Source organism: Nonomuraea sp. LPB2021202275-12-8 (genome assembly GCF_037044575.1).
Lineage (GTDB): Bacteria > Actinomycetota > Actinomycetes > Streptosporangiales > Streptosporangiaceae > Nonomuraea.
This window is the reverse complement of the sequence record NZ_JBAHWD010000010.1, coordinates 25550-49699: the sequence shown is the minus strand read 5'-3', so window position 1 is coordinate 49699 and position 24150 is coordinate 25550. Positions and strand designations below refer to the sequence as shown.

The following is a 24150-nucleotide window of genomic DNA, read 5'->3' as shown; positions in this document are numbered from 1 at the left end:
CTACTTCTCTTCGGCCAGGTCGACGACGTCCGCAGGGGTGGACGCGAGCTGCTTGCCGGCCGCCTCGTCGATGCCCAGGTCGATCTGCGCCTCCGGCGGCAGAGGCTCGCTGTAGAGGCCGCTGACCGGCAACTGGAACACGGCCTGCGCGCCGGGCAGCGCCGAGGACGGCACCTCGAACACGAACTTGCCGCGGGACCACCAGCCGGGCTGGATCCACGGGTTGGCGAGCGTCAGCGACTTGTCCACTTTGTCGGTGGCGACGAACTTCTTGCCGTCGGCGGTCAGCAGTGTGGGCGGCGCCAGGTGCACCGGCTCCTTGCTCACCGTCGCCTCCGCCTCGACCACCAGGAACAGCTGCTCTGCCGGCACGTCCCCGCCCTGGCCCTTGACCGCCTTGGCCGAGGACACCTTGAGCACCCGCACGGAGAAGCGGCCCGCGTCGACCGCCTCACCCTTGGCGCCCAGGAAGGTGAGCGGCGCGTCCTTGCCCTCCTGGGTCAGTTCCAGCGACTGGACGGCCACCGCGCCGGCGGCCAGGACCAGACCGGTCAGGACACCCAGCACGGCCCTGCCCGCCCGCCGGCGCGGCGGCTGCCGGCGCACGCGGCGTGGCGCGGCGGGACGTCGATCGGTGGCGGTCATCACGCCCCCTCCGGCTTGACGGGCAGGGTGACCTTGGCGGCCACTTCCTTCGTCTCCGCCTTGCCGAGGAAGCCGCCCTCTGTGGGCAGCAGCCACAGGGACTCGCCGGTCAGCGGGTTCTCCGCCTTCTCGTACACGCCCACGTCGAACGTCACCTGCTCCGGAGGCCGCGCCGCGCCTTCGAGCTCGAAGCGGGCGATCACGGTGGCGGGCACGGCGGGGTGCAGCTGGACGGATTCGACCCCCTTGGAGTCGACGAACATCCGGGGACCGTACTTGGACTTGATCGGGGGGTCCATCTTCAACAGCGAGCCGCCGAAGCTGTAGCCGCGGCTCTTGTCGTACGGCAGGCTGCCCACGCTGATGGTCTCGTCGGTCTTGTTCGTCACCTTGAAGACCACGTCCACGAAGCGCTTGTCGTCGGTGAACGGGCTCTTGGCCCGCTCGACCGTCAGCTTCGACTCGACGAACTGCGTCTCGAACTGCCCCTGGTCCAGGCTGTCGCCCGGCTTGAGCTGGGGCGGCGGGGAGTCGGGACGCTCGTCGAGGCCGCCCAGAAGGACGGTGATGCCGATGGCGGTCAGCGCCACCAGGCCGATCACGGGCACCGCTACGGGGCGTTTGGCCTTGTCGCTGCCGCCGGAGGGTTCCGTCATGGGTAAGGATGGTAATAGGTCACGCTTGTCCCACCCACCCCAATCCGCCCATTGTGCTGGTCGAATTGCCGAGAACCCTGCCGCAGCAGGGGTTGTAGCTCATACGCTGTCACGGAGCGGAGGGACACCGCCCCTACTGAGGACACAGCGCAGCCGGAGGGGGTCACGTGGCGGACGTGCATCCCGATCACGCGCAGTTGCAGGCGGACCGCATCTACCTGGGCTGGCAGTACATCCTGCTGCACCCCGACCCGGGGCCGCCACCCAGGCGGCCGTCACCCGTCGAGGAGCCCGAAGCCACCAAAGGGGCCGCCGGGGTCGACGACGCCGCCGAGGAGCGGGCCCAGTTGCTGCGCCGCGAGCGCATGCAGGAGGACATGCTCAACCGGCCGGTGCGGCTGGTGCGGATGTTCATGCTCCTGCTCACCCTGCTCATTCTCACGCTGGCCGTCACGGGCTACCTCGGCTGGTCCTTCGCGCTCATCGGCCTCGTGGCGGCCGGCGGCGTGGCCGGCATCTGCAGCTACGCGCTGGTGCAGGGCGACAGGGCGGTGAAGTACCGGGTCTACGAGCAGCAGGTGAGGCACGACCGGCAGCGTCAGGAACGTGACAAGGAGCTGTTCCGCGCTCAGGAGGAGCACGCCCAGCGCTACCGGGAGTGGCAGGAGGTCAAGGAGCGCCACGACCGCCAGCTCACCTGGTACGCCGTCGCGGTGCCCGACGAGATCGACCGCATCGACGTGGCGGGCGGCACGCTGCCCGGCTGGTCGGCGCTGATCACGCTGCTCGGCGCCACCCGCCTCTACAGCGGCGGCCACCTGACCGTGCTCGACCTGTCGGAGGGCGCGATCGCCAAGGACCTGATCGAGCTGGCCCGCAAGGGCGGCGACGACCCGCTGGTGTGGGTGCTGCCGGTCGACCTGCCCAGGCTCGACTTGGGCGCCACGCTCAAGCCCGAGGCGTTCGCCGACGTGCTCGCGCACGTGGTCAGCGTGAGCGAGGAGCACCGCAGCACCCGCGACCTCAGCTTCGACAACGCGATCCTGGAGCGGGTGCTGGAGGTGCTCGGCGAGAACGCCACGATCAGCCAGGTCACCGCCGCGCTCCGGGCACTGGCCCAGGTCGGCGACCCGCGCGAGGACCTGCGGTTCGGCCTGATCACCGCGACCCAGCTGGAGCGGATCGGCACCCTGTTCGGGCGCGGGGTGAGCGACCGCGTGGTGATCGAGCGGGCCTGGGCGCTGGAGTCGCAGTTGCGCAAGCTGGAGACCCTCGGAACCCAGGCCGTCCGCCTGCCGCCCGCCAGGCTCAGGGTCGTCAGCATGGACCGGCAGGCGGGCGTGTTCGGCAACCGGGTGCTCGGCACGTACGTCGCGACCGCGCTGACCCACATCCTGCGCCAGTCGGCCGCCTCCGACAGGCCCTGGTACCACACGATCATCGTGGCGGGCGCGGACAAGCTCCGCGGCGACGTGCTCGACCGGCTGATGGACGCCTGCGAGACCTCCAGGACCGGCCTGGTGCTCACCTACCGGGCACTCACCCCGACCGTTCGCGAGCGGCTCGGCAGGGGCCACGCCGCGGTCGCCTTCATGCGCCTGGGCAACGCAGAGGACGCCAGGGTCGCCAGCGAGCACGTCGGCACCGAGCACCGGCTGGAGCTCGCCCAGCTCACCGAGACGATCAGCGAGTCGCTGCCCGGCCTCGACGGCGGCTACACCTCCACCATCGAGCAGCTCGACGACTCCGACCAGCAACGCGCCGAGAGCCCCACCGACCTCGCCGAGGACATCACCGAGTCGACCGAGTGGGGCAGGACCGCGGACAAGATCTCCGAGAAGGAGCGGGTGCTGCAGCGCTCGCGGGAGTTCCTCGTCGAGCCGCACCAGCTCCAGCTGCTGCCCACCACGTCCGTGATCGTCACGGACGCCACCGCGCAGGGCAGGCGGGTCCGCCTGGCCGACGCGAACCCCGCCATCCTCACCTTCCCCAAGACCACGCTCGGCGAGCTGGAGGACGTCCGTGAGGCCGTCATCGCCGTCGAGCGCGGCAACGGCAACGGCGACGGCAACGGTGACGGCAACGGCGACGGCGAGCCCCCGCCCAACCTCGGGCCACCACCGCCACGCCTGGACTGGCGCAAGGACAGGCAATGACAGTCGATGAAATGGTCAATGTCGAGGTGATGTGCTGGCGGGCGGCGGAGTTTTACTAACAACCGTCTGTGGGGGGATGAAATGCAGCCGAGTGTGTCGCTGAGCGGGCCCTGGTACCGAATCCAGTCGATCGCCGCACCCTCGCGTAGCTCGTCAGCGGAGTGGGATTTCGTCACCGTGCTGCCCGCCGTTCTGTCGGCGGCGCAGCGCGACCGGCCATTCGTCATCGGCTGGCTGTCCCGAGGCTCCGGCGCGCCGCTCGAACTGATCACCAACGCGGGGCCGCTGTCGCCGCCACGCCAGCCGCGTCGGGCACCCGACACGCCGGACCGGCCGGGTGGCCCGCAGCCGCTGCTCTTCCCGGGCGGCGCGCGCGGCGTCGAACTCGACGAGGGCTACCTCGCCGACCTGGCCGACCTGGTGTGGACGCCGTGCCCGGGCCGCCAGGCGCCGCCGCTCGGCAGCCGGCGCGAGTACGCGGGGACGGACCCGGACGAGCTCAAGCGGCCCACGCTGTTCGAGTCGACGCTGGTCACGCTGATGTCCAGGCCGTTCGCCTGGCTGGTCGTGGCCGAGCCGACCGACCTGCTGGACGCCGAGGTGGCCCACCTGCGCACCCAGCTCAACGTGCTCAGGCAGTACGGCGACGCCTCCGAGCGGTCCAGGTTCGACGCCGAGCGGGCCGAACGCCGCATGCAGGAGCTCGACGCATTCCGCGAGGCGGGCCTGTGGAACGTACGCGTGCTGGCCGGCGGCGCGACCGCCGACGAACTGCGCCAGATCGCCCCCGTCCTGGTCGGGTCGGTGGAGATGAGCCACCACCCCTACCGGCTGCGCAGCGCCCAGGGGTCCGTCTACGCCCTGTCGGAGGCGCTGGCCATCACCATGCAGGATCCGGCCGACGGCGCCGCCGCCCCGTTCGCCGCGACGGCCGGGGCACTGGCCGCCCTGGCCGGGCTGCCCCGCCGCGAGGTGCCGGGCGTGCGGGTGCTCGACTCCGGGTTCTTCGACGTGACCTCCGAGGCCGAGGAGGGCGAGCTGGAGCTCGGCCAGATCCTCGACGGGCAGGACCGCGGCGTCGGCTCGTTCCGGGTGCCGCTGGCCACGCTCAACCGGCACGCCTTCGTCACCGGCGCCACCGGCTCGGGCAAGTCCCAGACCGTCAGACACCTGCTGGAGCAGCTCAGCCGGGCGAACATCCCCTGGCTGGCCATCGAGGCCGCCAAGTCCGAATACGCCGCCATGGCCGGGCGCATCGAGTCGCTGGCGCCGGTCACCGTGATCAACCCGTCGGCGCCCGGCGGCGTGCCGTTCAGCGTGAACCCGCTGGAACCCGAGCCCGGCTACCCGGTCCAGGCGCACATCGACATGGTGCGGGCGCTGTTCATGGCGGCCTTCGACGCCGAGGAGCCGTTCCCGCAGATCATGTCGCTGGCGCTGCAGCGCGTCTACGAGGCCACCGGCTGGGACGTGGTCACCGGCGGCGCGGTGCCCGGCTCCAAGGTGCCGCCCAGCGTGCCGACCCTGGAGCAGCTCCAGCAGCACGCCATGGACGTGATCAAGGAGATCGGCTACGGGCGCGAGGTCCAGGCCGACGTCGAGGGCTTCATCTCGCTGCGGCTGCGCTCGCTGCGGGTCGGCTCGGCCGGCCGCTTCTTCGAGGGCGGCCACCCCGCCGACATCGGCGGGCTGCTGCGCCGCAACGTGGTGCTGGCGATCGAGGACGTGGCCAACGACGAGGACAAGGCGTTCCTCATGGGCACCCTGATCATCAGGATCGTGGAGCACCTCCGGATGCGGGCCAGGCAGGAGAAGTCCACCGACCTGCGGCACGTCATCGTCATCGAGGAGGCCCACCGGCTGCTGCGCGACCGCGGCGCCGGGCGGGCTGCCACGCACGCGGTCGAGCTGCTCGCGGGCATGCTCGCCGAGATCAGGGCATACGGCGAGGGCATCGTGGTGGCGGAGCAGATCCCCACCAAACTCGTCTCCGACGTGGTCAAGAACACCGCGCTCAAGGTCGTGCACCGCCTGCCCGCCGAGGACGACAGGCAACTCGTCGGCGCGGCGATGAACCTCAGCGAGGAGCAGTCCCGGCACGTCGTCTCGCTGCCGCCGGGCGACGCCGCGGTGTTCGCCGACGGGATGGACCGGCCGCTGCGCGTCCGCGTGCCGCTCGGCGAGTCCCGCGAGAAGCTGCTGACCAGCCCGCCGCCGCCGATCCGCGGCCGCAGATCGGCGGCCTGCGGCGCCCAGTGCCGCACTGGGCAGGCGTGCACGCTGGTCGAGCTGCGCGAGGCCGACGTGCTGGCCGACGCGCCCGACTGGGCCTGGCTGCGCATCTGGTGCGACACGGTCGTGCTCGCCTTCGTCAGCAACCGGCCGCTGCCCGGCGTGCCGCGCTCCCTGTCGGCCGCCTGGGCCGACCTGCCGGCGCGGCGCAGGGAGTGCCTGCTCGCCACCCTCGTCGAACGCGCGGTGCAGCGGCGCGCCTGGTCGCTGCGCAGCTGGTTCGACCCGGCGCTGCTCACCGAGAAGGCCGCGGAGACGGCCTCGCGGCTGCTCGGCACGCTGGAGAACGGCGGCGAGCGCCCCGGCGCCTCCTGGGTCATCCCGCAGGTGCGCTGGCTGCACGAGGTCGACAGGCTCTTCCCGTACGGCAGGCCGGCGCCCGACCTGCGCAGCCCGGCGCCCCCGATGGAGTACTCGCTGTTCCGCCAGCAGCCCAACGGCAACGGCTCCACCGACCTCGTCCACGCCGAGCTGCTCGGCCACCGCGCCAAGGCGCTGCGCCACCACCCGCTGTCGATGGAGGTGGACCACAACAGGGCCCTGGCGTGGCGGGTCATCCTCGGCGACGACGAGAACGAGGGCGTCCAGCGGGACATCACCTCGGTCGCCGTCGGGATCGAGGCGCCCGCCAGGCTCCGCCACGTCGGTCAGACGATGGGGGCGGGATGGCTGGAGGGGGTCCTGTCGTGGCCGCGCAGGTTCGTGCTCCCGTTCGAGCACGGCGGTACCCCGGAGCTCGCCTTCGCCGAATCCGGCTGAGCGCCGACAGCGAGTAGGAGGTGCCGCGTCCCCAATGCCGACTAGGATCCCTCTACATGACCCAGCTTCCACTGCGGGCTCAGCTCGCGAGCGCCCTGGGCCGCAGTGCCGCGACGCTGTCCAGGATGACCGGGCGCGGCGACGGCTCGGTGATCGGCGGGCGGGTCGGCCTGATGCTCGAGCCGGACCTGCTGCGCCAGCTCGCCCGCGATCGCAAGCTGGCCCTGGTCAGCGCGACCAATGGCAAGACCACCACGACGCGGCTCATCACCTCGGCGCTGCTGCAGTTGGGGCAGGTGGCCACCAACGCGTTCGGCGCCAACATGCCCGCGGGCCACGTCTCCGCGCTGTCCCAGCACAAGGGCGCCCCCTACGGTGTGCTGGAGGTCGACGAGAAATACCTGCCCGAGGTCCTCGACACCACCGGCGCGAGCGTCGTCTGCCTGATGAACCTCAGCCGCGACCAGATGGACCGCGCGGCCGAGATCTGGCTCCTGGCGCAGAAGTGGCGCAAGGCCCTGTCGGGCAAGCCCACCCACGTCATCGCCAACTGCGACGACCCGCTCGTCACCTGGGGCGCCTCCACCGCGGCCAAGGTCACCTGGGTCGCCGGCGGGCAGCGCTGGAAGGAAGACTCCTGGAGCTGCCCCGAGTGCGGCGGCCCGCTCGAGCGCAAGGGCATCGACTGGGCCTGCCGCGAGTGCACCTTCCACCGGCCGGAGCCGCAGTGGGTCCTCGACGACGACGCGGTCATCGACCCGCGCGGCGAGCGCTGGCTGCTCGACATCCAGCTCCCCGGCCTGGCCAACCGCTCCAACGCCGCGATGGCGCTGGCGGTCGCCGAGGCGTTCGGCATGCCGGTGGCGCAGGCGCTGCCCGCCCTGCGCGAGGTCACCTCGGTCGCCGGCCGCTACACCACGGTCGAGCGTGACGGCCGCCAGGCGCGGCTGCTGCTGGCGAAGAACCCGGCGGGCTGGCTGGAGGCGTTCGACGTCAGCGACCCCAACCTGCCGATCATCCTGTCGGTCAACGCCCAGGGCCCCGACGGGCGCGACACCTCCTGGCTGTGGGACGTCGACTACCGGATCCTGCGCGGCCGCCCGGTTTTCATCACCGGCGAGCGCCGGCTCGACCTGGCGCTCCGGCTCGAAGTGGCCGACGTGCCGTTCGCGGTCTGCGCCTCCTTCTCGGAGGCCCTGGCCATGCAGCCGCCCGGCCGCGTCGACGTGATCGCCAACTACACCGCCTTCCAGCAGATCCGATCGGAGTTCGGTCGTGCCGTCTGACAGCGCCCTGCGCATTGTCTGGATCTATCCCGACCTGCTGAGCACCTACGGTGACCAGGGCAACGTGCTCGTCCTGGAGCACCGCGCGCAGCGCCGGGGCATCGAGACCGAGACCATTCACGTCCGCTCCGCCGACCCGGTGCCGGAAACGGGTGACATCTACCTCATCGGCGGCGGCGAAGACCGCCCCCAGATCCTCGCGGCCGAGCGCCTGCGCCGCGACGGCGGCATCCACCGCGCCATCGCCCGCGGCGCCGCCATGCTGGCGGTGTGCGCCGGCTACCAGATCATGGGCAGCACCTTCGGCGGGGAGGAGGGGCAGCCGGTCGACGGCATCGGCCTGCTCGACATAGCCAGCACCCGCGGCCCCGCCCGCGCCGTCGGCGAGCTGGTCGCGGAGGTGGACGCCGCCCTCGGCCTCCCCACCCTGACCGGCTTCGAGAACCACATGGGCGTCACCAGCCTCGGCCCCGGCGTCCAGCCCCTGTCCAAGACCATCAAGGGTGTCGGCAACGGCAACGGCTTCGAAGGCTGCTACGCGGGCCACGTCGTCGGCACCTACCTCCACGGTCCCGCCCTGGCCCGCAACCCGGCCCTGGCCGACCTGCTGCTCTCCTGGCGCGCCGGCCCCCTCGCCCCTCTGGACGACACCCGCTACGAGCAACTCCGCCAGGAGCGCCTGAGCACCGTGCTGTCCCAGTGACTCCGCGTGCCGCCCGGGGCTGAGGCGGGTCAGTACACCAGCGCCTGGGCGCCCTCCGCGACGGCCTCCTCGACGAACGTGGGGGCCCCGGCGATGCGGATGCCGTCGATGACGTCGTCGACGGTGATGTCGCGGCGGGCCGCGCACTGGGTGCACAGGGTCACCTGGCCGCCCGCGAGGACGGCGTCCAGGAGGTCCGGCAGCGCGACGGCGTGCGGGAGGGTGAACTCCTTGGCCCGGCCCGGCAGGGCGAACCAGGAGGCCTCGCCGGTCAGCCAGAGGGACACGGGGACGCCGCTCGCCAGCGCTGCGGCCGCCACCGTGAACGCCTGGTTGCAGCGCTCGGGGGCGTCGGCGCCTGCTGTCACTTTGATCACCAATGATCGTGCCATGTCCGTCACCCTAGCCCTCCGGACACCCGGCGCTGCGGGGGAGGTCGGCGCGCCGGGGACTCAATAGGGTTGGGGCCATGGGAGTAGAACATGAGGAGCCGCTGCACCCCGACCTGGAGCCGATCGCCTTCCTGCTGGGCCGGTGGGAGGGGGCGGGCGTCGGGGGCTACCCGACGATCGAGAGCTTCAACTTCGGTCAGGAGATCGAGTTCGGGCACAACGGCAAGCCGTTTCTCAGCTACGTGAGCCGTACGTGGCTGCTCGACCAGGACGGTAACCGGGTCAAGCCGCTGGCGACCGAGTCGGGCTACTGGCGGACGCAGCCCGACCGGCAGCTCGAGGTGGTGATGGCGCATCCGACCGGGGTCGTGGAGATCTACGTCGGCGAGGTCGTCTTCCACAAGATCGAGCTGCAGACCGATGTGGTGGCGCGCACCGCGACGGCCAAGGAGTACACGGCGGGACGCCGTCTGTACGGCCTGGTCAAGGGAAATCTGATGTGGGCGTACGACATGGCCGCCGTCGGGCAGCCGCTGACGTCGCACATGTCGGCAGAGCTGAAGAAGGTTGGTTGAGCAGGCATGAGCTCACCGTTCACCGCTGACGCGGTTGAGGCGATCAAGCGCCACATGAACGACGACCACGCCGGCGACGCGCTGATCATCGTGCGGGGTCTCGGCGGCAGGCCTGACGCGACGGCGGCGGTGACGAGCGGAGTCGACGGCGAGGCCATCGAGTTCACCGTCGACGGCGGCGAGCGGGTCAGGGTGGCGTGGGGGGAGACGCTGACCGAGCGCGCGCAGGTGCGCATGGCGGTGGTCCGCCTCTATCGCGACGCCTGTCAGGAGCTCGGCATCCCCGCCCGGGGAGAGCACTGAGAAATGAAGAAGGGCCCCAGGCGGCGCTCCGCCTGCCGAGCAGACGGGCCGGATGGACCAAGGTCGGGATCGACTCCCGCCCTCCGGCTGCCAGGGGCCCCGGTGGTTGCCTCGTACTCGCGAACGACCCGAGACAACAAGTCCGCGTCGTTAGCGGACAACCACCTCGCTAGTCCAACTATGAATCACCATTGTTTGGACCACCTCCTTTCCGCGTACCCATGAAGCTATGTGGTCCCGCGCGAGCGAGGCAAGCGAATAACCGGCGGCCGTAGACTCGGGGCATGACGGAGACGCAGTGGCATGAGGAGCTTCGCGCCAAGGGCTATCGGGTGACTCCACAGCGGCAGCTCGTGCTGGAGGCGGTCAAGGAGCTTGAGCACGGGACTCCGGAGGAGATCTGCGTCAAGGTCCGCCAGACCGCTCGCGGAGTGAACATCTCGACCGTCTACCGCACCCTGGAGCTGCTCGAAGAGCTCGGCATGGTGACCCACACCCATCTCGGCCACGGCGCTCCCACCTACCATCTGGCGGCCGAGGCCGATCACGTGCACCTGGTGTGCCGCGGCTGCGGCGAGGTGGGCGAGGTGCGTCCGGAGCTGGCCGAGGGCCTGGTCAGAGGGCTGGACGACGAGCTGGGGTTCGAGGCCGACGTGCGGCACCTGACCGTCTTCGGACGCTGTCGCAACTGCCGATAGCCTGGAGTCATGCGTAGCCCTCTGCTCGATCTGCCCGGCGCCGTCCCGGCCGACGGTCCCGACGCCGACGTCGCGGCGCACTACGGCGACCTGTTCGCCGAGCAGCGCGCCCTCGTCAAGGGTGAGGCGGTCGTCGACCGCAGCAACCGTGAGGTGGTCCGCATCGCGGGGGCGGACCGGCTGAAATGGCTCAACGACCTGACGTCGCAGAAACTCGACACCCTGGCCGCCGGCGCGTGGACCCAGACGCTGCTGCTCGACCTGCAGGGCCGCGTGGAGCACCACCTGACCCTGGTGGACGACGGCGAGGCCGTGCTCGCCCACGTGGAGCCGGGCACCTCGGCCGCGCTGATCGACTATCTCGACCGGATGCGGTTCATGCTCCGCGTGGAGGTGTCCCTGGCCGACGACCTGGCGGTGCTCTCCTCGGCGACGGAGGACTTCCTGGTGCCGCGTGCCGAGCTGGCCGACCATCTGGGCAGGCCGCTGGCGGGGCTCTGGGCCTACGAGGCGCTGCGGATCGAGGAGCACCGGCCGCGGCTGGGCTTCGACACCGACCACAAGACGATCCCGCACGAGGTGGGCTGGATCGGCTCGGCCGTGCACCTGACCAAGGGCTGCTACCGCGGTCAGGAGACCGTCGCGAGGGTGCACAATCTCGGCCACCCGCCGCGCCGCCTGGTCTTCCTGCACCTGGACGGCAGCGTCGACTCGCTGCCCGCGCACGGAGCGCCGGTGATCTTCGAGAGTCAGGAGATCGGCACGGTGGGGTCCGCCGCCCGCCACCACGAGCTCGGGCCGATCGCCCTGGCCGTGGTCAAGCGCACGGTCCCGGTGGACGCGACGCTGCTCGCCGGAGGCGTCGCCGCCGCGCAGGAGGTCATCGTGCCGCCGGACGCGGGCCGCAACGTCACCATCGACCCGAGCCTGCGCCGCCGCATCCGCTAGACGTCCAGGACGAGGGTGATCGGGCCGTCGTTGACGAGGCTGACCCGCATGTCGGCGCCGAAACTGCCGGTCTCCACGTGCGCGCCGAGCCCCCGCAGCTCCTCGGCCACCGCGTCCACGAGAGGCTCGGCGACGGGCCCAGGGGCGGCGGCCTGCCAGGTGGGCCGCCTGCCCTTGCGGGCGTCGCCGTAGAGGGTGAACTGGCTGATCACCAGCAGCGGCGCCGCGATGTCGGAGCAGGACTTCTCGCCGTGCAGGATGCGCAGCCCCCACAGCTTGGCGGCGAGCCTGGCCGCCTGCGCGCGGGTGTCGCCATGGGTGACGCCGACGAGCACCAGCAGGCCCGGCTCGTCGATCGCGCCGATCGTCTGCCCGTCCACCGTCACCGACGCGGAGGTCACCCGCTGCACCACTGCTCGCATGGGATCCCATTCTGGCCCAGACGGAAGGCTCCGTAGACTCAGGGCGAAAGAGGTGGGAAATGTCGTTGATGGTAGAGGTTGTCCGGTCCGGCTTCGTGGAGTCCAGGCACCAGGCGCGCATGCTGACCCTGGACGCGGCCGGCAGCCCCGTCGCGGCGCACGGCGCGGTGCACGTGCCGGCCTCGCCGCGCTCGTCGATGAAGCCGCTGCAGGCGCTCGGCATGCTGCGCGGCGGGCTGGGCCTGAGCGGTGAGCTGCTCGCCCTGGCCTGCGCCTCCCATTCAGGCGAGCCCTTTCACGTCGACGGCGTCAGGAAGATCCTCGCGGGAGCGGGGCTGGAGGAGTCGGCCCTGCTGTGCCCGGAGGACTATCCCGAGGACAGGCAGGTCACCGAGCGTGGCCGCGTCTTCATGAACTGCTCCGGCAAGCACGCCGCCATGCTGGCGACCTGCGCGCTGAACGGCTGGCCGCTGGAGACCTACCTGCGACCGCCGCATCCGCTGCAACGCGCGATCCGCGCCACCGTCGAGGAGCTGACGGGTGAGCGGGTCGCGGCCTCCGGGGTGGACGGGTGCGGGGCGCCGCTGTTCTTCGTCTCGATGCTGGGAGTGGCCAGGGCGTTCCGCGCGCTCGCGCTGGCCGGCGCGGACAGCCGGGAGCGGGCCGTCTTCGACGCGATGCGCGCCCACCCCGGGTGGACGTCCGGCACCCACCGGCCCGAGGCGGCCCTCATGCGCGCCCTGCCCGGCCTGATGGTCAAGGCGGGGGCGGAGGGCTTCCAGGCGTTCGCGTTCGAGGACGGGCGCGCCGGAGCGGTCAAGGTCGAGGACGGCTCCGGGCGGGGCCGTACCCCGCTCACGGTGGCGGCCCTGCGCTCGGTCGGGCTGACCTCGCCCGAGCTGGACGCGCTGGCCGCCCAGCCCGTGCTGGGCGGCGGCAGCCCGGTCGGCGAGCTGCGCGTCCGCCTGCCCTGAGGCCCGCTACAGGGTGCGGAACTGGCGGGTCGCCGAGATCGCGCCCGAGGTCGTCGTGGTGAAGGTGCGCATCGAGCCGGCGAACTTGGACAGGTCCCATTCGGCCGGCCCGTGATACCAGTAGAGGTTGTCGGAGGGGGAGCCGTTGCCGGTGACCGAGGCGACGACCCGCGACCAGTGCTCCACCCCGTCGAAGATCACGGCGTACGGGAGATAGCGGGAGAACAGCTCGACCCGATGCTTCTCCGGCACCTCACCCAGGTCGCCGGAGAAGAGGTATTCGCGGAAGCCGAGCGTGTGCGCCAGCGCGGCCGACCCCTTGGCGGTCTTGGCGGGCATGTACTGGCCGCCCACGGCCAGCGCGCCGCCCGCGATGATCAGCGCGAGCCCGAGCAGCCCGTAGGTGGTGAACCAGGCCAGCGCCACGGTGGCGAGCACGCCCACGCCGATGAGGACGACGCCGATCGTGGTCCAGCGGGTCCGCTCCGCGTCGGGGCGGCGGGCGAACCAGCCCTGCGAGACCACGTCGGCGTACAGCGCGTCGCGGACCTTGCCGAGATGGGCGGCGAACGAGCCGGACAGGTGCGACAGCAGCACCGCGTCGCGCCTGTCGAAGATCGCGTCGTGGAGCGCCCGCTCGTAGGGGAGCAGCGTGTCGGCGGGCGCGTTCGGCAGCTTGACGAGCATCCAGTCCGGCGCGTCGTAGGTCTGCCTCGGCTGTTCGTCGATGCGCAGGTAGCCGCGGACGGCGAGATCCACGATGGTGGCAGTCACGTCGACCACGTCGGCCTGCTCGTCCACCAGCGTGCCGATCTGGCCGGGCCGGACCCCGTCCGGTGGTGAGAAGTGCCCGTTCTGCACGGGGTCGACCGCGCCCTTCTCGTGGTCGGCGATCCGCGCGTCCCGGCCGCGCGTCCAATACAGCAGCCCGAGGCCGCCGAGGAGCAGCACCAGCAGGCCGGCCAGCGCGCCGCCGGTGACCGGGCTGAGTGCGAAGGCGTTGGCCAGGGAGAAGCGCTTCTCGATGATCGGCTTTCCGCCGCTGGTCCCCTGAGGGAAGCCCACGACCACGGTGAGCGCCTGGCCGGCAGCCAGACCGGTCTGCTCGAAGTCGGCCCGGGTGGCGGTGTGGTCCATGGAGGCCGAGGTGCAGCCGATGGCCGAGGTCAGCTCACCGGCGAAGCACGACAGGTTCTGCACCTGGCCGGGGCCGCTGACCTTCACCGTGGCCTTGGCGACGGGGGTGTCCCAGCCGTTGACCGCGAACCAGCGCAGCTCCTCGATGCCGGCCGTCGCGGTCACCGCGCCCTTGACGTCGTACTCGACGGTGGCGGGCGCGGTCACGGTGAGCACGTCGTCGGCGAGCTTGCCGCCCTTGACGCCGGAGATCTCGTAGAGCCGGTCGCTGGCGTCGTCGTAACGGGTCCTGGTCAGGAACGTCCGCTTGAGCTCGCCCTCGAAGCCGCTGATCTTCTCGACCACGTGCAGGGTGCCGCCCTTGCCGAGGGTCATCGTGACCTCATCGGTCATCCCTGCCTCGGCCATGGCGGGAGCGGCGGCCAGCGCCAGAGCAGTGGCTCCCAGTGCGGCCAGCATGTGCCTGAAACCCGTCATGGCCGCAAATCGTAGCGGTTTCCCCCGACACCTCTCGGTTCGATGGACTACGCCCATGCCACCGGCGATGATGCGGGGAACCGGCCGAGGAGGGACCGATGGCGGAGAAAAGCGCGGTCGAGGCGATCCGCGCGGGCGACGTGCCGGCACTCCGGCGGCTGCTGGAGTCGGAGCCGTCGCTGGCCACGGCCCGCGTGGACGGCGCCCGTACGCTGCTGCACGTGGCCACCGCCTGGCCGGGGCACTTCCCGAACGTCGCGGAGACGATCGCCGTGCTCGCCGGGGCGGGCGCCGACGTCGACGCCCGCTTCGCCGGCGAGCACGCCGAGACGCCGCTGCACTGGGCGGCGAGCACTGACGACGTCCAGGCCCTCGACGCCCTGCTCGACGCGGGCGCCGACATCGAGGCGCCGGGAGCGGTCATCGCGGGCGGGACGGCGCTGGCGGACGCCGTGGCGTTCGCCCAGTGGAACGCGGCGCGGCGGCTGGTGGCGCGCGGCGCGGCCGTCGAGCCTCGCCACGCCGCCGCGCTCGGCCTCATGGACCAGGTCACGGTGTCCGGTCAGGTCGAGCTCGACCTGGCCTTCTGGTACGCCTGCCACGGCGGGCGGCGCGAGGTCGCCGAGCGGCTCCTGGAACGGGGCGCCACGCTGGACTGGCTGCCGCCCTGGGAGCGCCTGACGCCGCTGGACGCGGCCGAGCGCCACGGGTTCGCCGCCGTCGCCACCTGGCTGCGGGGCCGGGGCGCGCGCTCGTACAAGGACCTCTGAGAGGCGCGGTCAGTCGGAGATCGCGATGCGCAGGCGACGGAAGCCGCGGCCCTTGCTCTCCACCTTGGTCACCCTGACGCGGCCGATCTGCTTGGTGGAGCCGACATGGGTGCCGCCGTCCGCCTGGGTGTCGAGGCCGGTGATGTCGACGATCCGGACGTCCTGCACCTCCGGCGGCACCAGGTTGGTGGCGGTGCGGATGATGTCGGGGATGGCGAACGCCTCCTCGCGCGGCAGGACGCGCACGTCGATGCGCCGGTCGGCGAGGATCTCGGCGTTGCAGGCCGCCTCCACCGCCTCCTTGAAGCCCGCCGGCACCTCGGGCAGGTTGAAGTCCATCCGGGCGGTCAGGGGCTCCATGTTGCCCCCGGTGACCGGGCAGCCGTAGTCGCGGAAGACGACCCCGCAGAGCACGTGCAGTCCGGAGTGGGTGCGCATGAGGGCCGAGCGGCGCTCGTCGGCCACGGCCGCCCGCACCACCGTGCCCACCGGCGGGACCGGGTCGCCTTCTGCCGGGATCAGGTAGAGATCATCGCCTTTGCGCACTCCGACGATGCGTGTTTCCACCCCTTGCCAGATGAGAACTCCGTGATCCGCCGGCTGGCCGCCGCCACCTGGATAGAATGCCGACCTGTTCACCACGATCCCCTCAGGGGTGGATTCGAGGACGACGGCTTCGAAGTCGCGAAGGCTCTGGTCGGACAGTTCAAGCCGTTGCGTGCGCCCGTGGAGATCGGTGGTCATACCGGCAGCCTAGAGCTTTCGAGGTGGTAAATGCGCGGTCCTATGCATCGCCCATTAGTCGCCCGGGCGGCTGCTTTGATGGCGATTTACGGCACTACGTCGGGTTGCAGTACGGCAGCGGCGACGCCCGAGACCACACCGGCGCGGCAGGGCACGCCGGTGGTGATGTTCGTCGGGGACAGCTTCACCGTCGGGTCCGGTCCCGTCCCGCGCTGGCGCACCTACGCGGCGGAGGCCGCCCGCCTGCTCGGCTGGCAGCCGGTCGTCGCGGGCGCGGGCGGCACGGGATACCTCAACGAGGGGCGCGTGGGCCGTACGTTCCGGCAGTCGTTCGAGGCGGAGCTCGCCTGGCGCCCGGCGCCCGACGTGCTGGTGATCTCCGGCGGGCACAACGACTGCCGCTGGTCCTCGCCGCAGGTGCGGAGCGCGGCCGCCAAGCTCGTTCAGGAGGCGAGGGCGACGTGGCCGCGGGCCAGGGTCGTCATGGTGGGGCCCATCTGGCTGGACCGCGCCCCGGCGAAGGCCTACCGGGTGCGCGACGCCCTGGCCGAGGTTGCCGGGCGCGAGGCGGTGCCGTTCCTCGACCCGATGCGCGAACGCTGGGAATCCGGAGCGGAGGCGGAGACGGTGCTGCCCGACGGCGTCCATCCGACGTACGCCGGGCACGTCCTGCTGGGGAAATGGCTGGCCGGAGCGCTGAGCCGGCTACGTCACCAGGGCCCGTAGGGGCCGCTGTTGCCGCCGCGGCCGCCCATGCCCTTGACAGCAGGCTTGACGTCGACGATGTAGACGGTGGCGGCGATGACGGCCAGGATCGAGAAGATGCCCAGGCCGATGCCGATGAACTGCATGCCTCCGAAGAGCATGAAGGCGTTCAGATAGGACCAGGCGCCCGCGGCCGAGAACAGCGTCGCCAGGATGAGGATGACCAGCCAGATGTTCTTCTGCAATTTGCCCGCCGACACGAACGCGTTGGTGGGCACGCGGAGCGCGTGCACCAGCGCATAGCCGGACATGCCGAGAATGATTACGGAGAGCAGCAGGAAGAGAAAGTTAAGCCCGAGATTGATGTATTCCATAGGTTTGGCTCCGCCCAATGCCGCGATGAGTCGGGCCCCAGCCTAATGGGCGCCTCCCGCCGGCGGGGACCCTCGCAGGCGAAAGGCCCGCCTCGGGTGAGGCGGGCCGTCGCGTGCGTCAGGCCTTGGCCTTGGTGGTGCGGGGCTTCCTGACCGGGGTGGCGACGGGCGGCTCGGCGGCCTCCGACAGCTCCTCCAGCTCCAGCGCGGCCTCGCCGGTCGTCTTGCTCACGACCTTGCGGCCCCTGGAGGCGAAGTCCTCGTAGGCTTCGACGGCGCGCTGGGTGAACTCGTCGGCGTAGGTGCGCGCCTTCTCAGGGAGCTCCTTGGCGAAGCCTTCGGCCTTGTCGGCATAGGTGCGCGCCTTCTCAGGGAGCTCCTTGGCGAAGCCCTCGGCCTTGTCGGCGTACGTGCGCGCCCTCTCCGGCAGGTCCTTGGCGATCTCGGTGCGCCGGGACTGCAGCTTCTGCAGCTGCTCGGGAAGCTCGCGGAGCTTCTCCACGGCGTAGTCGCCGACACCCGCGACCGCGTAGAACGGCTTGGTATCGGTGAGCTTCTTGACCTCGGTGGCCAGCGTCATGGGTTAACCTTCCTTGGTTTCCGGGTTGACGGTGCCGTTGCCGGCGCTCGCCGCATAGGGCTCTAGTGCGGCGAGAAGCTCCGGGGGCAGCGGTTGCTCGTCGTCCGTTTCGGAGTCGCGCCGGGGTTGGGCATTCTGGGAGGTCTGCTCATCCCCGGTGGGATTCTCCTTGCGGAACGACTCGTAGATATCGATCAGCACCTGGCGTTGCCGCTCGGTGAGATGTGCGTCGGCCCTGATCGTGGTGATCACGTCGCTGGGCGGCTCGCGGTCCTCGATCAGCCCCGCCTGCACATAGAGCGCCTGCGAGGAGATGCGCAGCCCCTTGGCGATCTGGTTGAGGATCTCCGCGCTGGGCTTGCGCAGACCGCGCTCGATCTGGCTGAGGTAGGGGTTGGAGACCCCGGCCGCGGCCGAGAGCTGGCGAAGCGAGATCTTCGCCTGCTGACGCTGCTCACGGATGTATTCGCCGATCGAGCCGACCTTCGGTAGTGCCATGCCCTCAGTCTGCCCTGTCGTGCTTGCAATTGCAAACACAAAGCTAACTACAGCAAGCGCTAGAGCTGGATCATCCAGAGGAACGGCGTGGATGTGACGAGGCACACGGACAGGGCGAGCACTCCGTAACGCAGGCTCACGGGCAGCTCGGGGCCCGGCTTGAGCAGCCGGTCGACCCTGGCCATGACGTGCTGCGCGTGCACGCCCAGCATCCCGCTGGGCGTCGGCATCGCACCGGCGGTGCCGAACCTGAGCAGCGCGGTGGCCAGCCGGCGCGGCGAGCAGTAGCGGCGGGCCCGGTCGTCGGCCGCCATCTCCACCAGCAGCTCCACCTGCGCCTGCGCCTCGCAGACCACCTTGGACCAGGGCAGGGCCCGGCGCAGCGCCGCGAACGGCAGCAGCACCAGGTCGTGGCGCTCGCGCACATGCGCGGCCTCGTGCGCGAGCACCGCCGTCATCTCGTCCTGCGACAGCAGCTTGAGCGCGCCCTCGCTGACCACCACCTGGGAGCGCAGTCCCGGCACGCAATAGGCGGCGGCGCTCGGGTGGTCGAGCACCCGCACGCCCGGCACGCCCGGGTCGTCGCGGGAGATCAGCGTCAGCAGCACGCGATGCCGCCTGCGGGCACGCAGCGCCTGCACCCCCGCGGCGAGCAGCACGACGACGAGCACGGCGAGCGCGGTGAGGCCGGCGATCATCGCGAGGACGTGCAGCGGGTCCCACGCCTGACGCGGCGCCTCGCCGACGGCGAAGGCAACCAGGCCGGGCAGCACCCCTATCTCGTAGGGCTGCACGCCGAAGGCGAGCATGGCGCCGGTGGTGGCAAGGCCCCAGGCGAGGCCGAGCGACTGCCAGAGGATGATGGCGACCCGGGGCGCGCGCGAGGTCCACCGGGCGGTAGTGAGACGCCAGGAGCCGATCGCGCACGCCATGGCGAGCGCGGCCAGCACCGCTGCCGTGATCACTCCTCCTCCAGCTCCGTGAGGGCTCTGCGCAGGATCTCCGCCTCAGGCCCGGAAACAGTCTGGGCGAAACGGGTCAGGGCGGCCGAACGGTCGCCGGTCATGCCCAGCGCCTCCAGCATAAGCTCAGCGATGTAGCTGTCGCGGGTCTCGGCGGGAGCGTAGCGCCAGGCGCGCCCGTCACGGGTGCGGTCGAGGAAGCCCTTGCGGGTGAGACGGTCGAGCACGGTCATGACCGTGGTCGGGGCAAGGTCGCGGTCGGCGATGAGCCTGCCGACTTCGCGGGCGGTCAGCGGGCCGCTCTCGGCCCACAGGATGTCCATGATGCTGCGTTCAAGCTCGCCAAGACCCTTCACACTCTTCAGCGTAGTACTACAACGTGTCGAGCAGCCATCCGGGATTCTGATGAGATGAACATCACGCTGGTCCAGGGCGATATAACCGAGCAGCGGGTCGACGCGATCGTCAACGCCGCCAACTCCTCTCTCATGGGCGGCGGCGGGGTCGACGGCGCCATCCACCGCCGCGGTGGCCCGGAGATCCTCCAGGAGTGCAGGCGGCTGCGCGCCTCCCACTACGGCGAGGGCCTGCCCACCGGCCAGGCGGTCGCCACCACCGCGGGCAGGCTGCCGGCCCGCTGGGTCATCCACACGGTCGGGCCGGTGCACTCCACCACGGAGGACAGGTCGCACCTCTTGGCCTCCTGCTACCGGGAGTCGCTGCGGGTGGCCGGCCATCTGAGAGCGGCCACCGTGGCCTTTCCCGCGATCTCCACCGGCATCTACGGCTGGCCCGTCGACGACGGCGCGCGCATCGCGATCCAGACGGTGCGCGCGGTCGGCGCGTCCGTCGACGAGGTGCGTTTCGTGCTGTTCGACGCGCCCGCCTACGCCGCGTTCGAGGCCGCGCTCTGACTCAGGAGTCCGGCGCGACGGCGGCCCAGGGGAGCGTCACCTCGCCCAGCCGCCAGCGGCGCCGGCCGCCGAGCGGCGGCCGGCGCGTGACCGGCCAGGAGGCGCTCAGCGCACCGATCGCGGCGAGCCAGCGCTGGCGCAGCCCGTGCGCCCCGTACGGCGCGCTGACGGCCCAGGCGTGGTCGAAGTCGCGCAGGAACGCGTGGATCCGCTCCCCGGGCACGTTGCGGTGGATGAGCGTCTTCGGCAGCCGGTCGGCCAGGTCGGACGGCCGGTCGAAGGCGTCGAAGCGGGCCGAGAAGGTCAGCGTCCGCGGCCCGTCGCCGTCGAGCCCCACCCACACCGCCCGGTGCCCGGTCTCGGAGCAGGTGCCCTCCACCAGCACGCCGCCAGGCGCGAGCCTGGCCCGCAGCGCGTCCCAGTAGTGCCACGCCTCGGCCTCGCCGTACTGCCTCAGGACGTTGAAGGCGCGCACGAGCGCCGGCGGGCGGGCGACCGGCAGCTCGAACCCGCCGAGTGCGAAGCTCAGCCCCTCTCGCTCGTACGGCTTTGCCAGCGCGACCCGGGCCGGGTCGATCTCGATGCCGACGACCTCGACGCCGGGCGCGATCGCGCGCAGCCGGGTGAAGAGCTCCAGCGTCGTGGCGTGCGAGGCGCCGTAGCCCAGGTCCACCACCAGCGGCCGGTCGGCGGCTCGCAGCAGCGGGCCGTGCGCGGCGGCGATCCACCGGTCGGCGCGGCGCAGCCGGTTGTGGCCGGTCGTCCCCCGGGTGATCGCGCCGACCGGCCTAGCCACTGACGCGGTGCACCTTGTGCTGGGCGGCCTGGGCGCGGGGGCGCAGGACCAGGCGGTCGACGTTGACATGCGCGGGCCTGGTGACGCACCAGGCGATGGCGTCGGCCACGTCGTCGGAGGACAGCGGGTCGGGCACGCCCTCGTAGACCCGCGCGGCGGCGGCCTCGTCGCCGCGGAACCGGGTGACGGCGAAGCCCTCGCTGCGCACCATGCCCGGCGCGATCTCCACGATGCGCACCGGCTGCCCCACCAGCTCCAGCCGGAGGGTCTCGGTCATCGAGGTCTGCGCGTGCTTGGCGGCGCAGTAGCCGCCGCCTCCCTCGTAGGAGGTCAGGCCGGCCGTCGAGGTCAGCATCACCAGCACGCCGTCGCCGGACTCGACGAGTCTGGGCAGCAGCGCCTGGGTCATGCGCAGGGAGCCGAGCACGTTCGTGTCGTACATCCGCTGCCAGTCGTCCAGCCGGCCCTCGGCCACCGATTCCAGGCCGAACGCGCCGCCGGCGTTGTTGACCAGCACGTCGCACCGGCTCAGGGAAGCCGCCAGCGCCTCGACGGACTCCTGGGAGGTCACGTCGAGCGTGACGGGCCTGATCCCCGGCACCTCGGCGGCCAGCTTGTCGAGCCGCTCGCGCCGCCTGGCTCCCGCCACCACGTCGTAACCCTCGGCGGCCAGCCGCCTCGCCGTCGCCTCGCCGATCCCGCTGCTCGCGCCCGTGACCACAGCAGTTCTCTTCATGGGCCATATCCTGCCAGGCCGGTGCTGACGGCACCCCGCCGCGCCCCTCTGCCGGGAATGGCACAAAGATCTAGTTAGTTAACTTTGTTCGGAGGTGTTGTCGGGTGAGGCGTCGACGGGTCAACCGGGTCGCGACCATCAGCATGCACACGTCACCCCTGGACCAGCCCGGAACGGGCGACGCCGGCGGGATGAACGTGTACATCGTGGAGTCGGCCAGACGGCTGGCCCAGCTCGGTGTGGAGGTGGAGATCTTCACCCGGGCCACCGCCCGCGACCTGCCACCGGTCGCCGAACTCGAGCCCGGAGTCACGGTCCGCCACCTGACCGCCGGACCGTACGAGGAGATGGACAGGGCCTCCCTGCCCGGCCAGCTCTGCGCGTTCCTGTCGGAGGTGCTGCGCACCGAGGCCATGTACGAGCCGGGCCGCTACGACGTCATCCACTCGCACTACTGGCTGTCCGGCCAGGTCGGCTGGCTGGCCAAGGAGCGCTGGGGCGTGCCGCTGGTGCACACCATGCACACCATGGCCAAGGTGAAGAACCGGCTGCTGGCCCGCGACGACAGGCCCGAGCCGCAGGCCCGCGTGGTCGGCGAGGAGCAGGTCGTGGAGATCGCCGACCGGCTCGTGGCCAACACCGCGGACGAGGCGAGCGAACTCATCGACCTGTACGGCGCGTCCGAACAGCGCGTCGCCGTGGTGAACCCCGGCGTCAATCTCACCGTCTTCCAGCCCGCCTCACAGGGAGCGGCCAGGCGCCGCCTGGGCCTGCCCCAGGACGCGCACGTGCTGCTGTTCGTCGGCAGGATCCAGCCGCTGAAGGCGCCCGACGTGCTGCTCCGCGCGGCCTCCCGGATGCTCATCGAGGACCCCTCGCTCCGCGGCCGCCTCGTGGTCGCCTGCGTGGGCGGCCCCTCGGGCAACGGCCTCGCCAGGCCCTCCATCCTCACCGAACTGGCCGCCGAACTCGGCATCGCCGACGTGGTCCGGCTCGTGCCGCCCGCTCCGCAGCACGAGCTCGCCGATTGGTATCGGGCGGCCGACGTGACCGTGGTGCCCTCCCACAGCGAATCGTTCGGCCTGGTGGCCTTAGAGTCACAGGCCTGCGGCACCCCGGTCGCGGCCGCCGCCGTGGGCGGGCTGCGCACCGCGGTCCGCGACGGGGTGTCCGGACTGCTCGTGGACGGACACGACCCGCACGACTGGGCCCAGGCGCTGCGCCGCTTCGTCACCGAGCCGCGCTGGCGCGCCACCCTGTCGGCCGGCGCCCGCGAGCACGCCGCCGCCTTCGGCTGGCAGGCCACCTCCTCCCGGCTGATGGAGGTCTACGCGGAAGCGATCGCGAACCTGCACAGGCAGCCCGTAGCGGTCAACTCGTAGGGTGTGAGGCATGCGCGACGTCGTCGAAACCGCGCTCAAGGCCGCGGACGTCACCTATGACGAGCCGCGGCCGGGAGCGTTCCTGGTCAAGCTGCCCGGACAGCACAAGCTCGCCACCATGGTCTGGCTGATCGTCGGCGACCGGGTGCTGCACGTCGAGGCCTTCTTCTGCCGCCAGCCCGACGAGAACCACGCCGAGTTCTACAAGTGGCTGCTCGGCAAGAACGGCGCCATGTACGGAGTCCACTTCTCGGTCGATCCCGTCGGCGACGTCTATCTCGTCGGCAGGACGCCGCTCACCGCGGTCACCGAGGACGAGGTCGACCGGCTGCTCGGCTGCGTGCTGACGTACGCGGACGACTGGTTCGACAGGGCCCTGGAGCTGGGCTTCGCCTCCTCCATCAGGCGCGAGTGGGAGTGGCGCGCCAAGCGGGGCGAGTCGCTGGCGAACCTGCAGGCGTTCGCCCGGTTCGCCGACCCGGAGCGTCGCTAAGATCGTTGGCTGTGACCGAGCCAGGCAACTTAGCGCCTCAGGAACACGCGAGGCCCAACGTCGCGCGGATGTACGACTACCTCCTCGGCGGCACGGACAACTTCCCGGTCGACCGCGAGGCGGCCGACCGCGCCCTGGAGATCCTGCCCGGCATCCGCACCGGCGCCCGCGAGAACCGCGCCTTCCTCGGTCGCGCCGTCCGCTTCCTGGCCGGTCACGGCATCGGCCAGTTCCTCGACATCGGCTCCGGCCTGCCGACCAGGGGGAGCGTCCACGAGGTGGCCCCCGGCAGCCGCACGGTCTACGTGGACAACGACCCGGAGACCGTCTCGCACGCCCGCGCCCTGCTGCCCGGCACCCCCGGTGTCCACGTCCTGCACGGCGACCTGCGCGCCCCCAAGGAGATCCTCGGCCATCCCGGGGTCCAGGAGCACCTCGACCTCGACCGGCCCGTCGCGGTCCTGCTCCTGACCATCGTGCACGTCGCCTCCGGCGACCCCCGGCCGGTCATCTCCGACCTCATGGCGCCTCTCGCCCCCGGCAGCCACCTCGTCCTTTCGCACATGTGCGGCGACATCCAGCCCGCCGCGGCGGAGATCTACCTCTCCACCGGCCGCCCGTCGCGGATCAGCACCTTCTTCGACGGCCTCGACCTGGTCCCGCCCGGCATCGTCAACCTGGCCGAGTGGCGGCCGGACACCCCCAAAGCCGTCCGCCCGCCCGGAGCGGCGCCGTACATTCTCTGCGGGGTCGCCCGCAAACCATAGGATTGG

At 71.5% G+C, this 24150-nt stretch carries 28 protein-coding genes; 15 read left to right on the top strand and 13 right to left on the bottom strand.

The genetic code is table 11. The features are described from left to right. Positions 1 to 645: a hypothetical protein gene (locus tag V5E28_RS20280; protein WP_336208525.1), complete on the bottom strand. Its 645-nt coding sequence runs from the start codon at positions 643 to 645 to the stop codon at positions 1 to 3. Further along, complete coding sequence (locus V5E28_RS20275) at positions 645 to 1301, bottom strand: hypothetical protein (RefSeq protein WP_336208524.1); 657 nt, start codon at positions 1299 to 1301, stop codon at positions 645 to 647. Before V5E28_RS20275 ends, V5E28_RS20280 begins: the two co-directional genes overlap by 1 nt. 167 nt (positions 1302 to 1468) lie before the next feature. Between V5E28_RS20275 and V5E28_RS20270 the strand changes: the two genes are divergently transcribed. The 4 genes from V5E28_RS20270 to V5E28_RS20255 all read left to right on the top strand — a co-directional run bounded on the left by V5E28_RS20270 (position 1469) and on the right by V5E28_RS20255 (position 8497). Next, the gene (locus V5E28_RS20270; RefSeq protein WP_336208523.1) at positions 1469 to 3457 is read left to right on the top strand and encodes a hypothetical protein; all 1989 of its coding nucleotides are present in this window, start codon (positions 1469 to 1471) and stop codon (positions 3455 to 3457) included. Between the two features lie 81 nt (positions 3458 to 3538). Then, positions 3539 to 6508, top strand: coding sequence for an ATP-binding protein (locus tag V5E28_RS20265; protein WP_336208522.1), 2970 nt, complete (start codon positions 3539 to 3541; stop codon positions 6506 to 6508). 56 nt (positions 6509 to 6564) lie between these two features. Continuing rightward, positions 6565 to 7794, top strand: a complete 1230-nt coding sequence (locus V5E28_RS20260; protein WP_336208521.1) for a MurT ligase domain-containing protein — start codon at positions 6565 to 6567, stop codon at positions 7792 to 7794. Further along, entirely contained in the window at positions 7784 to 8497 is a 714-nt protein-coding gene (locus tag V5E28_RS20255) for a type 1 glutamine amidotransferase (RefSeq protein WP_336208520.1), read from the top strand. The genes V5E28_RS20260 and V5E28_RS20255 overlap by 11 nt, the downstream gene beginning before the upstream one ends. A gap of 29 nt (positions 8498 to 8526) precedes the next feature. Here the strand turns inward: V5E28_RS20255 and V5E28_RS20250 are convergent, their stop codons facing one another. Continuing rightward, the gene (locus V5E28_RS20250; protein ID WP_336208519.1) at positions 8527 to 8889 is read right to left on the bottom strand and encodes a DsrE family protein; all 363 of its coding nucleotides are present in this window, start codon (positions 8887 to 8889) and stop codon (positions 8527 to 8529) included. Positions 8890 to 8966: 77 nt separating this feature from the next. Between V5E28_RS20250 and V5E28_RS20245 the strand changes: the two genes are divergently transcribed. The 4 genes from V5E28_RS20245 (at position 8967) to ygfZ (ending at position 11413) form a co-directional block, all read left to right on the top strand. Continuing rightward, positions 8967 to 9464 carry an FABP family protein gene (locus V5E28_RS20245; RefSeq protein ID WP_336208518.1) on the top strand — a complete coding sequence of 166 codons (498 nt, stop codon included), beginning with the start codon at positions 8967 to 8969 and terminating at the stop codon, positions 9462 to 9464. Positions 9465 to 9470: 6 nt separating this feature from the next. Beyond that, positions 9471 to 9767 (top strand): DUF2470 domain-containing protein, encoded by a 297-nt coding sequence (locus V5E28_RS20240; protein ID WP_336208517.1) that lies wholly within the window; start codon positions 9471 to 9473, stop codon positions 9765 to 9767. A gap of 284 nt (positions 9768 to 10051) precedes the next feature. Further along, positions 10052 to 10465 carry a Fur family transcriptional regulator gene (locus tag V5E28_RS20235; protein WP_336208516.1) on the top strand — a complete coding sequence of 138 codons (414 nt, stop codon included), beginning with the start codon at positions 10052 to 10054 and terminating at the stop codon, positions 10463 to 10465. A 9-nt stretch (positions 10466 to 10474) separates the two neighbouring features. After that, the gene (gene ygfZ, locus V5E28_RS20230) at positions 10475 to 11413 is read left to right on the top strand and encodes a CAF17-like 4Fe-4S cluster assembly/insertion protein YgfZ (RefSeq protein ID WP_336208515.1); all 939 of its coding nucleotides are present in this window, start codon (positions 10475 to 10477) and stop codon (positions 11411 to 11413) included. Here ygfZ and dtd read toward each other — a convergent pair. After that, positions 11410 to 11835, bottom strand: a complete 426-nt coding sequence (gene dtd / locus V5E28_RS20225; RefSeq protein ID WP_336208514.1) for a D-aminoacyl-tRNA deacylase — start codon at positions 11833 to 11835, stop codon at positions 11410 to 11412. The genes ygfZ and dtd overlap by 4 nt on opposite strands. A 59-nt stretch (positions 11836 to 11894) precedes the next feature. On the opposite strand from dtd, the gene V5E28_RS20220 reads away from it, so the two are divergent. Then, positions 11895 to 12809 (top strand): asparaginase, encoded by a 915-nt coding sequence (locus V5E28_RS20220; RefSeq protein WP_336208513.1) that lies wholly within the window; start codon positions 11895 to 11897, stop codon positions 12807 to 12809. 6 nt (positions 12810 to 12815) lie between these two features. Here the strand turns inward: V5E28_RS20220 and V5E28_RS20215 are convergent, their stop codons facing one another. Further along, on the bottom strand, positions 12816 to 14423 hold the full coding sequence (locus V5E28_RS20215; RefSeq protein ID WP_336208512.1) for a DUF2207 domain-containing protein: 1608 nt from the start codon (positions 14421 to 14423) through the stop codon (positions 12816 to 12818). Between the two features lie 98 nt (positions 14424 to 14521). Here V5E28_RS20215 and V5E28_RS20210 point away from each other — a divergent pair, with 98 nt between their 5' ends. Then, positions 14522 to 15193, top strand: a complete 672-nt coding sequence (locus V5E28_RS20210; RefSeq protein ID WP_336208511.1) for an ankyrin repeat domain-containing protein — start codon at positions 14522 to 14524, stop codon at positions 15191 to 15193. A gap of 9 nt (positions 15194 to 15202) precedes the next feature. Here the strand turns inward: V5E28_RS20210 and V5E28_RS20205 are convergent, their stop codons facing one another. Next, the gene (locus V5E28_RS20205) at positions 15203 to 15937 is read right to left on the bottom strand and encodes an alanyl-tRNA editing protein (RefSeq protein WP_336208510.1); all 735 of its coding nucleotides are present in this window, start codon (positions 15935 to 15937) and stop codon (positions 15203 to 15205) included. A gap of 78 nt (positions 15938 to 16015) precedes the next feature. On the opposite strand from V5E28_RS20205, the gene V5E28_RS20200 reads away from it, so the two are divergent. Beyond that, complete coding sequence (locus tag V5E28_RS20200) at positions 16016 to 16663, top strand: SGNH/GDSL hydrolase family protein (RefSeq protein ID WP_336208508.1); 648 nt, start codon at positions 16016 to 16018, stop codon at positions 16661 to 16663. Here V5E28_RS20200 and V5E28_RS20195 read toward each other — a convergent pair. The 5 genes from V5E28_RS20195 to V5E28_RS20175 all read right to left on the bottom strand — a co-directional run bounded on the left by V5E28_RS20195 (position 16648) and on the right by V5E28_RS20175 (position 19412). Continuing rightward, positions 16648 to 17016, bottom strand: a complete 369-nt coding sequence (locus V5E28_RS20195) for a DUF2516 family protein (RefSeq protein WP_336208507.1) — start codon at positions 17014 to 17016, stop codon at positions 16648 to 16650. The two genes, V5E28_RS20200 and V5E28_RS20195, sit on opposite strands and share 16 nt — an antisense overlap. A gap of 118 nt (positions 17017 to 17134) precedes the next feature. Next, the gene (locus tag V5E28_RS20190; protein WP_336208506.1) at positions 17135 to 17596 is read right to left on the bottom strand and encodes a hypothetical protein; all 462 of its coding nucleotides are present in this window, start codon (positions 17594 to 17596) and stop codon (positions 17135 to 17137) included. A 3-nt stretch (positions 17597 to 17599) separates the two neighbouring features. Further along, a complete protein-coding gene (locus V5E28_RS20185) occupies positions 17600 to 18094 on the bottom strand; it encodes a helix-turn-helix domain-containing protein (RefSeq protein ID WP_336208505.1) in 495 nt (164 codons plus the stop codon). A 59-nt stretch (positions 18095 to 18153) separates the two neighbouring features. Beyond that, a complete protein-coding gene (locus V5E28_RS20180; protein WP_336208504.1) occupies positions 18154 to 19059 on the bottom strand; it encodes a M56 family metallopeptidase in 906 nt (301 codons plus the stop codon). Continuing rightward, the gene (locus V5E28_RS20175) at positions 19056 to 19412 is read right to left on the bottom strand and encodes a BlaI/MecI/CopY family transcriptional regulator (RefSeq protein WP_336208503.1); all 357 of its coding nucleotides are present in this window, start codon (positions 19410 to 19412) and stop codon (positions 19056 to 19058) included. Before V5E28_RS20175 ends, V5E28_RS20180 begins: the two co-directional genes overlap by 4 nt. A 54-nt stretch (positions 19413 to 19466) precedes the next feature. Between V5E28_RS20175 and V5E28_RS20170 the strand changes: the two genes are divergently transcribed. Then, the gene (locus tag V5E28_RS20170; RefSeq protein WP_336208502.1) at positions 19467 to 19970 is read left to right on the top strand and encodes an O-acetyl-ADP-ribose deacetylase; all 504 of its coding nucleotides are present in this window, start codon (positions 19467 to 19469) and stop codon (positions 19968 to 19970) included. Position 19971: 1 nt separating this feature from the next. Here the strand turns inward: V5E28_RS20170 and V5E28_RS20165 are convergent, their stop codons facing one another. Both V5E28_RS20165 and V5E28_RS20160 read right to left on the bottom strand, forming a co-directional pair. Beyond that, positions 19972 to 20766 (bottom strand): class I SAM-dependent methyltransferase, encoded by a 795-nt coding sequence (locus tag V5E28_RS20165; RefSeq protein WP_336208501.1) that lies wholly within the window; start codon positions 20764 to 20766, stop codon positions 19972 to 19974. Further along, complete coding sequence (locus tag V5E28_RS20160; protein WP_336208500.1) at positions 20759 to 21502, bottom strand: SDR family NAD(P)-dependent oxidoreductase; 744 nt, start codon at positions 21500 to 21502, stop codon at positions 20759 to 20761. The genes V5E28_RS20165 and V5E28_RS20160 overlap by 8 nt, the downstream gene beginning before the upstream one ends. 104 nt (positions 21503 to 21606) lie before the next feature. Between V5E28_RS20160 and mshA the strand changes: the two genes are divergently transcribed. From mshA to V5E28_RS20145, 3 genes are read left to right on the top strand one after another with little or no spacing between them, the layout of a single operon-like run. Further along, the gene (mshA, locus tag V5E28_RS20155; RefSeq protein WP_336208499.1) at positions 21607 to 22884 is read left to right on the top strand and encodes a D-inositol-3-phosphate glycosyltransferase; all 1278 of its coding nucleotides are present in this window, start codon (positions 21607 to 21609) and stop codon (positions 22882 to 22884) included. Positions 22885 to 22894: 10 nt separating this feature from the next. After that, positions 22895 to 23377, top strand: a complete 483-nt coding sequence (locus tag V5E28_RS20150; RefSeq protein WP_336208498.1) for a YbjN domain-containing protein — start codon at positions 22895 to 22897, stop codon at positions 23375 to 23377. An 11-nt stretch (positions 23378 to 23388) separates the two neighbouring features. Then, a complete protein-coding gene (locus V5E28_RS20145; RefSeq protein WP_336208497.1) occupies positions 23389 to 24144 on the top strand; it encodes an SAM-dependent methyltransferase in 756 nt (251 codons plus the stop codon). The last annotated feature ends 6 nt before the right edge of the window (positions 24145 to 24150 follow it).

Coding starts and splice junctions, on each gene's coding strand:
- V5E28_RS20280 (WP_336208525.1), bottom strand. CDS start 645: ATGACCGCCACCGATCGACGTCCCGCCGCGCCACGCCGCGTGCGCCGG.
- V5E28_RS20275 (WP_336208524.1), bottom strand. CDS start 1,301: ATGACGGAACCCTCCGGCGGCAGCGACAAGGCCAAACGCCCCGTAGCG.
- V5E28_RS20265 (WP_336208522.1), top strand. CDS start 3,539: ATGCAGCCGAGTGTGTCGCTGAGCGGGCCCTGGTACCGAATCCAGTCG.
- V5E28_RS20260 (WP_336208521.1), top strand. CDS start 6,565: ATGACCCAGCTTCCACTGCGGGCTCAGCTCGCGAGCGCCCTGGGCCGC.
- V5E28_RS20250 (WP_336208519.1), bottom strand. CDS start 8,889: ATGGCACGATCATTGGTGATCAAAGTGACAGCAGGCGCCGACGCCCCC.
- V5E28_RS20245 (WP_336208518.1), top strand. CDS start 8,967: ATGGGAGTAGAACATGAGGAGCCGCTGCACCCCGACCTGGAGCCGATC.
- V5E28_RS20240 (WP_336208517.1), top strand. CDS start 9,471: ATGAGCTCACCGTTCACCGCTGACGCGGTTGAGGCGATCAAGCGCCAC.
- V5E28_RS20235 (WP_336208516.1), top strand. CDS start 10,052: ATGACGGAGACGCAGTGGCATGAGGAGCTTCGCGCCAAGGGCTATCGG.
- ygfZ (WP_336208515.1), top strand. CDS start 10,475: ATGCGTAGCCCTCTGCTCGATCTGCCCGGCGCCGTCCCGGCCGACGGT.
- dtd (WP_336208514.1), bottom strand. CDS start 11,835: ATGCGAGCAGTGGTGCAGCGGGTGACCTCCGCGTCGGTGACGGTGGAC.
- V5E28_RS20220 (WP_336208513.1), top strand. CDS start 11,895: ATGTCGTTGATGGTAGAGGTTGTCCGGTCCGGCTTCGTGGAGTCCAGG.
- V5E28_RS20215 (WP_336208512.1), bottom strand. CDS start 14,423: ATGACGGGTTTCAGGCACATGCTGGCCGCACTGGGAGCCACTGCTCTG.
- V5E28_RS20210 (WP_336208511.1), top strand. CDS start 14,522: ATGGCGGAGAAAAGCGCGGTCGAGGCGATCCGCGCGGGCGACGTGCCG.
- V5E28_RS20205 (WP_336208510.1), bottom strand. CDS start 15,937: ATGACCACCGATCTCCACGGGCGCACGCAACGGCTTGAACTGTCCGAC.
- V5E28_RS20200 (WP_336208508.1), top strand. CDS start 16,016: ATGGCGATTTACGGCACTACGTCGGGTTGCAGTACGGCAGCGGCGACG.
- V5E28_RS20195 (WP_336208507.1), bottom strand. CDS start 17,016: ATGGAATACATCAATCTCGGGCTTAACTTTCTCTTCCTGCTGCTCTCC.
- V5E28_RS20190 (WP_336208506.1), bottom strand. CDS start 17,596: ATGACGCTGGCCACCGAGGTCAAGAAGCTCACCGATACCAAGCCGTTC.
- V5E28_RS20185 (WP_336208505.1), bottom strand. CDS start 18,094: ATGGCACTACCGAAGGTCGGCTCGATCGGCGAATACATCCGTGAGCAG.
- V5E28_RS20170 (WP_336208502.1), top strand. CDS start 19,467: ATGAACATCACGCTGGTCCAGGGCGATATAACCGAGCAGCGGGTCGAC.
- V5E28_RS20160 (WP_336208500.1), bottom strand. CDS start 21,502: ATGAAGAGAACTGCTGTGGTCACGGGCGCGAGCAGCGGGATCGGCGAG.
- V5E28_RS20150 (WP_336208498.1), top strand. CDS start 22,895: ATGCGCGACGTCGTCGAAACCGCGCTCAAGGCCGCGGACGTCACCTAT.